We start from the raw sequence: 6,923 nt of genomic DNA, 5'->3' as shown, positions 1-6,923 counted from the left end.
GTTTCGAAGAGCACGTGGAGTACCTGAATCCAAAGATTCAAGGCTGGCGCAATTACTACTACACAGCTTACAGCCAGAGGAAGATGGCGAAGTTGGATTGGTATATCCGGCAGCGGTTTGCGAAGTGGTATGCTAAGAAACACAAACGCAGACGATGGTTGAGTTCGCTGCGCGAAGTGAAGTCTTTGTCTATTCAATATGGACTTAAAACGCTCTTGTAATCTGCATGCTCATGATGACGAACATCGGAAAGCCGTATGAGGGAAAACCTCACGTACGGTTTGATGAGGAGGGGCTGGGCCCCGCCCAGCCTTTCACTCTAGCTCTGGCAGCTCGGTTTGCTGTTGTCCTCTCAGAGGATTTCCTAGCCAAAATATGTGGAGGTGGAGAATTTGGGATTTTCTCAAGAGTTGCGTAGGCAGGCGGACGGAATTTATCAAGCGATATTTGATCATCCCTTTGTCAGAGGTATTGCGGAAGGCCGGTTACAGAAAGAACAACTCATTCATTACGTCAAGCAAGATTTTGAGTATCTGAATGCGTATATGCGAATTTACGGGATTGCGATTTCCAAGTGCCAGACCCGCGAGGAGATCGCGGTGTTTAACCAACAGATCGATTTTATTCTCAACAGCGAGATTCATCCGCATCACAATTTTTGCCGGGTGGCCGGGGTGAAATTTGAAGATTTGCAAGGCTTTCCGCTGGCCCCATCGGCGCATCATTATATCCGTCATATGCTGACAGTAGCTCATGAAGGAACTTTGGGGGAAATTTACGCCGTGCTTCTGCCTTGTCCGTGGACGTATCTGGAGATTGGTCAGAAGCTGCTTGAGGAAGTGCAGCCGACGCCGGAGCATCCGTACTATGAGTGGATCACCTTCTACGGTCAACGTGCAGGAGGTGTCACAGAGAAGTTCAAACAGGCGTTGGATCAATGGGCGGAAACCGCCAATCCGGCGGAGCGCCAACGCATGGTCGACCACTTTATGCAGAGCTGCCAGCTGGAATATCTCTTCTGGGACATGGCTTATCGGTTGGAAGATTGGCCGGTGGCGATGCCGGTGCTTCAGCCATAACTTCGCGCCAAGCTACTGATCCATCGATACAAGCCAAATGATCGAAAGAGAGGTTAAACCTACATGAGTGTACTGGAAAAAGAACTAGCCCAAGTGCTGCAAAAGGTGCAAAATACAAAACCGCTCGTTCATAACATCACAAACGTGGTCGTTACGAATTTTACGGCGAACGGCTTGTACGCGCTTGGCGCGTCGCCGGTCATGGCGTATGCGCCGGAGGAGGTGGCCGACATGGCCAAGATCGCCGGCGCGCTTGTCCTCAACATCGGCACGTTGTCGACGCCGCAGGTGGAGGCAATGATCCTTGCCGGCCAGTCGGCGAACGACCACGGCGTGCCGGTGCTGCTTGATCCGGTGGGCGCGGGAGCGACCGCCTTCCGGACGGAGGCGGCGCTGCGCATCCTGCGCGAGGTGAAGGTGGCGCTCGTGCGCGGCAACGCGGCGGAGATCGCCCATCTCGTTGGCGAAGCCCGCGAGATCAAGGGCGTCGACGCCGGCGACTCCGCGAGCGCCGAGGCGGCCGAGCTTGCCGTGCGGGCCGCGCGGGCGCTGAACACGGTCGTGGCGATCACCGGCCGTGAAGACGTCATCACCGACGGGCTGAAGTGCCGGATCGTGAGCGGCGGGGACGCGCTGCTCACACAAGTGACCGGCACGGGATGCCTGCTGACGTCGGTGCTGGGGGCTTTCGCCGCGGTGGAGCGCGATCTGCTGCTGGCCGGCACGGCCGGGCTGGCATTTTACGGCGCTGCCGCGTCCCGCGCTGCCGAGCGGACGGCTTCGGCCGGCCCGGGCAGCTTCCAGATCGCGTTCCTTGACGAGCTGGCAAAGCTGCACCCGCATTCGCTCAAAGGGCACGCGGCGGTGCGTGAATTTCAGGCGACCGGAGCCGGCGGGTGGTGGGTCGGATGAGCCAGATCGCCAGGGCCTTAACGATTGCCGGATCGGACAGCGGCGGCGGGGCTGGCATCCAGGCCGATCTGAAAACGTTCCAGGAGCTGGGCGTTTTCGGAATGTCGGCGATTACCGCTGTGACGGTTCAGAATACGCTCGGCGTCTCCAACGTCTACCCGTTGCCGCCGGAAGCCGCGGCAGAGCAAATCGAAGCGGTGGGCTCTGACCTTGGTGTAGATGCGCTAAAGACCGGTATGCTGTTCAGCGCCGAAATCATCGGAGCAGTGGCCGCGCAAATCCGCGCGTTCAGCTGGAACCGGGTCGTTGTTGACCCGGTGATGATCGCTAAAGGCGGCGCATCCTTGCTCCAGACGGAAGCGGTGCAGGCGTTACGCTCACAGCTGCTGCCGCTGGCGTACATCGTGACGCCGAACCTTCCCGAAGCGGAGGTGCTGTCCGGACTGTCTATCCGCAGCATGGAGGACCGCCGTAAGGCCGCAAAACGGATTTGTGCCTACGGCGTGCAACAGGTTGTCATTAAGGGCGGGCATGATGCCGATACCGGTGAGCAGGTTGTGGATTTATATTATGATGGCACCACCTTCACCGAAATGGTGGAGCGGCGAATCCCCACTGTGCATACGCACGGCACGGGCTGCACATTCTCGGCGGCATTAACGGCGGAGCTTGCCAAGGGAACGCCGACTTTAGACGCGGTGCGAATTGCGCGTGCTTTCATTCAAGCGGCGATTGAACATGAGCTTGGATTGGGGCAAGGGCACGGCCCGACCAACCATTTTGCCTATCGCCGGCTGCAAGGAGCGTCCCGATGAGCGGCGGAGTTGGAAGCGGGCGGATTGCGGCAGACCGGATGCGCCAGCTGCTGCGCACGTATCTGGTCCTCGGCAGCCCGAACTGCCGCGACCATCCGCTTCGCGTACTGGAGGCGGCGCTGGACGGCGGCGTGACGCTGGTGCAGTTCCGCGAGAAGGGACCGGGAGCGCTCACCGGGGAGCCGCTGCGGGCGCTAGCCGCCCAGCTGCTGGCCGCATGCCGCCGGAGGGGCGTGCCGTTCCTCGTCAACGATGACGTGGAACTGGCCCTTGCGATTCATGCCGACGGCGTGCATGTCGGTCAGGAGGACGAGGCGGCCGCGCGGGTTCGCGCCCGGATCGGCGACCGCATCCTCGGCGTCTCCGCGCACACGTTCGCCGAGGCGGAGGCCGCCGTGCGGCATGGCGCCGATTACCTCGGAATCGGGCCGATCTACCCCACGGCCTCGAAGGCGGATGCCAAGGCGCCGCAGGGGCCGGCGATTCTCCGCGAGCTGCGCGATCGCGGGATCACCTTGCCGCTGGTGGGCATCGGCGGCATCACGGTTGAAACGGCCCGCGACGTCATCCGCGCCGGGGCTGATGGTGTTGCCGTGATTTCCGCCATCACCCTAGCGGATGACGTTCGCCAAGCGGCGGCGCAGTTATATGCGCAAACAGATGCCGACACAAACACGATTTGAGCGTTTCAATCCCATACACAATACACAGACCACCCCCTTGCCTTCAGGCAAGGGGGTGGGAATTTGTGGACTATATGGTAAGTGGAATTCGAATTTCTTTGGCTTTTGTCATGGATAATACGTGAACGCATATTTTTTTAATTCCTACTCCTATGGTATAATATCCTCAATGTTTGGCTATGCTGTTAATTTGCTGTTTTGTTGATTTTATTTTTTTAGTATATGTTACATAGATCACCGCAACTTTTTCGCCCCTGTTCGGTAATTATTTAGGAAAGAATCGAACGGGAAGATGGCCTATGGAAGCGCGAGGAGGATCGCACCCAAATGACGGATTCCCAAATGATTCGCGAAATTAAGGAAGGTAACACGGAACTGTATTCGGAGCTGATGCGAAGGTATCAGCGGAAGATCCTAGCTTTCGTGTACCACATGTTAAAGAGCGCTCATTTAGAGCTGCTTGCTGAAGATTTATGCTCGGAAACGTTCTATAAAGCATTTCGCAGCTTGCATTCCTTTAGAGAGCTGGATGCTTCATTCTCAACCTGGTTGTACACGATTGCCCGTAACACCGTGCTCAGTGAGCTCCGCAAGCAACGAAACGGCAACGTCCCCCTGGAGGAAAGCGGGATTATCCCCGTAGCCCCCAGCGAGGTCGCTCCGGAGCAAGCAGTATTACGGAGCGAGAAAGTGGGCATGGTGAGAGAAGCGATCAACAATTTGCCGGAGAAGCAACGGTCAGCTTTGATCTTGCGTGAATACGATCAATTGGATTATCAGGAGATCGCTAACATACTGGGACAAAGCGTCAGTGCCGTGAAGTCGCTATTGTTCAGAGCGCGCAGCAGTGTAAAGAGTCAGCTTGAACCCTACTTTTATGAACCCATCTACGAGCATTACGAAGGGATGAAAAGCAGATGAATTGTAAAGAGGCCCAAGAATTGTTCGGATTGTTACGGGACCTGCCCGAACAACACCCACAGCGGATAATGCTGGAACAGCATCTTTTGGGCTGCGAGTCTTGCGCGGGCGAATACCAACAATGGGAAGAATGCCTGGACATGCTGCAGTACATACCGATCGAAGTGACAGAGGAGCAAGCGGAAGCGGTCAATCGGCGAGTGATGGATCGGATTTATGCCGAATCGCCTTGGTTGGCTCCTGATGTGAAGCGCGGCGTGACCCGTCGTATTCGGCGGCGGGTGGTTTTTTGGGCCGCCAGCTTCCTTGCGATTTTCGTGATTAGCTTCGGGTTCCTGCTGATGGATCATTTTACGACGGATCAGGAAAGCGCGGAACCGATGACCGGGATCCTCCCAACTGCTGTGGTGGTAGCGGGATCGGAGTCGGATACGTATGAGGAGTTCTCCATTGCCTTAACCAGCGTATCCCGGGGGATAGTCGAGCCTTTTGCGGTACCAATGAGTCCGGCCTATCCGCAATACTGGATGTATCTGTCCATGGGCGGTATGCTGCTGGCGCTCTTTTCCTGGAAAGGATTGCGCCGAACCAAAAGATAAACTTGGGTACTAACGCTTCTCCCGCTTTCGGAGCGGGCGGGGCGTTTTTACTATCTAAAGGGGGATGATTATGCTCGTTGGGTTAATTCGCCACGGACTCACTGATTGGAACGCTATCGGAAGAATTCAAGGTCAAAGCGATATTCCGTTAAACGATGAGGGACGGCGTCAAGCCAAGTTGCTCGGCAGAAGATTGAAGGAGGAGAACGAATACCGCTGGGATTTCGTCCTGACGAGCACGTTGTCTCGGGCGCGAGAGACCGGTTCAATCATTGCTGAAACGCTGGGGATTCCGCTTTACGATCCGGACCCGCGGTTGATGGAACGGTCGTTTGGTAAGGTCGAGGGGCTGACGTTAACGGAGAGGGAAGCCTTGTGGGGAAAAGAGTGGGATCGCCATGAACTCGGACAAGAGAAGGATGAGGAGATTCGTCAGCGGGCTTTGTCGTTTATGTCCGATTTGGCAGAGCGTTACCCGTCGAATAACATCCTGGTTGTGACCCACGGCGGCTTGTTGGCTCAGTTATACATTGCCTTGTATCAGGAGAGATGCCAGGAGCGCATCGGCAACTTATCACTCACCATCCTGGAGAAAAATGAGAAAGCCTGGGACCTGCGTCTATATAATTGCACGCGTCATTTGCAGGAAAGCGTCCAGGAACGAAAGTAAACCGGCCTAGGCCGGTTTCTTTTTTTGCTTAATTCATGGAATAATTTTGCTTTCAGGGAATAAACGCCGGAAAACCTTCCCATAATGGGATTAAAACGGCGAGGCGGTCAAACTATGAATCTTGCGGATATGCTCACTTATGCCGATATCGGACAACTTAGCAGAATAGCAGATCATTACCGCTGTGAATGCAGCGGGCACTCGAAGCATGAACTGATTCAATCCATCCTGCAGACGGTAGGGCGCCGGGATTTTATTGAGCGGTATATCGGCAGCATGAGTATGGAGGATTTGCGCTTCCTGAACACCCTGCTGTTTGATGGTCGTCGTCAGTTCAGTCTGGAGGAATTGGTTGCCTGTGCACAGGGCTCGCGCTTTACGGAAGATGCCAAGGAGCGGGAGAGTCCGCGGGAGATGATCACCCGTTTTCGCCAAAAGGGTTGGTTGTTTAACGGGACCACCCAGCAAACTCGCTATCTATTTGTGGTTCCGGAGGACTTGAAGCAGCGGTTCCGCGAAGCTCTGGAGCGCCGGTTTCTTGCCGAGGTGAAGGCGGCCGCCGCCGAACCGCCGATGTACCGGGAGGAGCCGGAGATGTTATCCGCCGACCTGTTGCTCTTCCTGCAATACGTGTCCAAGCATGACATTCCGCTAAATAGCGAAGGTGTTATGTATCGGAGAAATCAGTCGCAGATTATGGAATCGCTGCACGTCTCCGAGGGGCTGGTAGGCAGAGGGTGGCGTTTCGGGTATGGCCGCCGTTTTAAGGATTATCCCAATCGGTTTGCGCTGCTCTACGACTATGCCTATCATTCCCGTCTCATTCAAGAGAACAACCATCGATTGGAACTGACGGATACGGGAGTGGCCTACCTGACGGAGGAACGAAAGGAACCGATGATCCAGTTCGTTCGCTTTTGGTTAAGATTATATAAAGGACCAATTCCCAATTTGCTGTCCCTCGTCTACTGGATTGTCTGTTGTTCGAAAGAATGGGTGACGGTTTCCTCGCTCTTCGAACGAGTGGAGCCGCTGATCAAGCCGTTCTTCTACGACTCCCCAGCTTCGATCTTTGAAGAGCGGATCCTGCAGATGATGCTTCATCTCGGAATGGTGCGCTTCGGAGAAGACGAGCAGCGCGAACGATATGTGCAGGCTTCCCCGTTCGGAAAGCAAGCGGTTCAGCAAATCCATAAGGGTTAGACCTAGTTCCGCGAATGCCGCTAGGCACAGACATATTCATG

9 protein-coding genes are annotated in these 6,923 nt (G+C 55.7%); all 9 read left to right on the top strand.

The annotated features are described in order from the left end of the window. Window positions 1-221, top strand: a 221-nt coding sequence (locus tag M891_RS0113245; protein WP_036699385.1) for a group II intron maturase-specific domain-containing protein, incomplete at its 5' end; no start/stop codon positions are given. 171 nt (window positions 222-392) lie between these two features. Beyond that, on the top strand, window positions 393-1,079 hold the full coding sequence (tenA, locus tag M891_RS0113240; RefSeq protein WP_028539180.1) for a thiaminase II: 687 nt from the start codon (window positions 393-395) through the stop codon (window positions 1,077-1,079). A gap of 63 nt (window positions 1,080-1,142) precedes the next feature. After that, entirely contained in the window at window positions 1,143-1,991 is an 849-nt protein-coding gene (gene thiM, locus M891_RS0113235; RefSeq protein ID WP_028539179.1) for a hydroxyethylthiazole kinase, read from the top strand. Then, entirely contained in the window at window positions 1,988-2,806 is an 819-nt protein-coding gene (gene thiD / locus M891_RS0113230) for a bifunctional hydroxymethylpyrimidine kinase/phosphomethylpyrimidine kinase (RefSeq protein WP_028539178.1), read from the top strand. The genes thiM and thiD overlap by 4 nt, the downstream gene beginning before the upstream one ends. After that, entirely contained in the window at window positions 2,803-3,489 is a 687-nt protein-coding gene (thiE, locus tag M891_RS0113225; RefSeq protein ID WP_028539177.1) for a thiamine phosphate synthase, read from the top strand. The genes thiD and thiE overlap by 4 nt, the downstream gene beginning before the upstream one ends. A 327-nt stretch (window positions 3,490-3,816) precedes the next feature. Further along, window positions 3,817-4,410 (top strand): RNA polymerase sigma factor, encoded by a 594-nt coding sequence (locus M891_RS0113220; protein ID WP_028539176.1) that lies wholly within the window; start codon window positions 3,817-3,819, stop codon window positions 4,408-4,410. Continuing rightward, the gene (locus tag M891_RS0113215; RefSeq protein ID WP_028539175.1) at window positions 4,407-5,009 is read left to right on the top strand and encodes an anti-sigma factor family protein; all 603 of its coding nucleotides are present in this window, start codon (window positions 4,407-4,409) and stop codon (window positions 5,007-5,009) included. Before M891_RS0113220 ends, M891_RS0113215 begins: the two co-directional genes overlap by 4 nt. Before the next feature lie 70 nt (window positions 5,010-5,079). Continuing rightward, entirely contained in the window at window positions 5,080-5,679 is a 600-nt protein-coding gene (locus M891_RS0113210; protein ID WP_016311821.1) for a histidine phosphatase family protein, read from the top strand. Between the two features lie 114 nt (window positions 5,680-5,793). Then, entirely contained in the window at window positions 5,794-6,882 is a 1,089-nt protein-coding gene (locus tag M891_RS0113205; RefSeq protein WP_016311822.1) for a hypothetical protein, read from the top strand. The last annotated feature ends 41 nt before the right edge of the window (window positions 6,883-6,923 follow it).

This window comes from Paenibacillus sp. J14 (assembly GCF_000518465.1).
Taxonomy (GTDB): Bacteria; Bacillota; Bacilli; order Paenibacillales; family Paenibacillaceae; genus Fontibacillus; species Fontibacillus barengoltzii.
The sequence above is the reverse complement of the archived record's forward strand: the minus strand, read 5'-3'. Positions and strand labels throughout refer to the sequence as shown.